A 1,025-nucleotide genomic window follows, 5' to 3' on the forward strand; every position below is an offset into this window, starting at 1 on the left:
AATTATCTTCCAGTTTCGTGTACCAGGAATTCTTTTGGAAGATCCTCACCCGAATTCAACAACTAAAAATAGAATAGCTACCCTTTATATCCATTTTATAGAAATTAAATGGCAACGAAGGGGGAAATCTGCCCAAAATCACCCTTTCTCTAGCTCTCTAATATGAAATAACGTTATAGGAAGAGAACAAACTGTATACGCCTTAATAAGATTCAAAAAACAATGGGTTTTGGCTAAATGGTCGGTCGATCGACCAGGCATGAATATTTCAGGATGAGAATTGTTTTGCAAAAATAAATCCGCTAATCACTAACGTTAAAAGCGCCATAATACTTGTAGGACTGGTTGCTTTTAATGTCTTCAACATATTTGTTGCCTCCTGGATACCATTTACTTTGTAACTTCACATTTGTTAATGTTAACTACAGTCACAAACGAAATCAAGTGTAAAAAATCCCATTAACCTAGTGACTAATTAGTAACAAATGTAAAATGAAATTCAAAAATATTTTACTGATTGAATCGATTTCATAATGCGTACTTTTAAAAAATCATAAAGAAACAGAATTTGGATGATTTTTTAAAAAACCGAATGAAATGGCCGATTAAGTATCAAGCTGCTACAGTTTGAAGATAAGTAAGTCGATCGATTGCTAGTTTGGAAGCATTGTAAGCAATATGAACCAAATCAACATGCATTTTGGCTTTCTTACCCGTACGATGGTAAATCTGGTTCAAAAGAAAATATCCTTTTAAATAGGCATTCACACGTTCAACGGAACTTCGTTCCTTATAGAGCAATTTCCATTTAAGCGAACCTCTTGCCGGTGCTGTATATCTTCGAAGATCCTTCGTGATTTTCATCTTGTACACTTTCTGACACAAGCTGTCGTGAGCTAACGGACAATCCGCACATTCGCGAGGGCGTGTATATTTTAGTGTTTCGTGCTTGGAATCGTAGCTATCGTACCGATAGGAATGCTCCCGTACACAAGTCGGCGCAAAATGCCGATCAAATCCGATAG

At 36.3% G+C, this 1,025-nt stretch carries 1 protein-coding gene; it reads right to left on the bottom strand.

Annotated elements, in window-relative coordinates:
* Positions 1-612: 612 nt before the first annotated feature.
* On the bottom strand, positions 613-1,025 hold a 413-nt coding region (locus B371_RS22605), incomplete at its 5' end, for a transposase (RefSeq protein WP_157185113.1).

The sequence above is a fragment of the Paenisporosarcina sp. TG20 genome (genome assembly GCF_000286315.1).
Lineage (GTDB): Bacteria > Bacillota > Bacilli > Bacillales_A > Planococcaceae > Paenisporosarcina.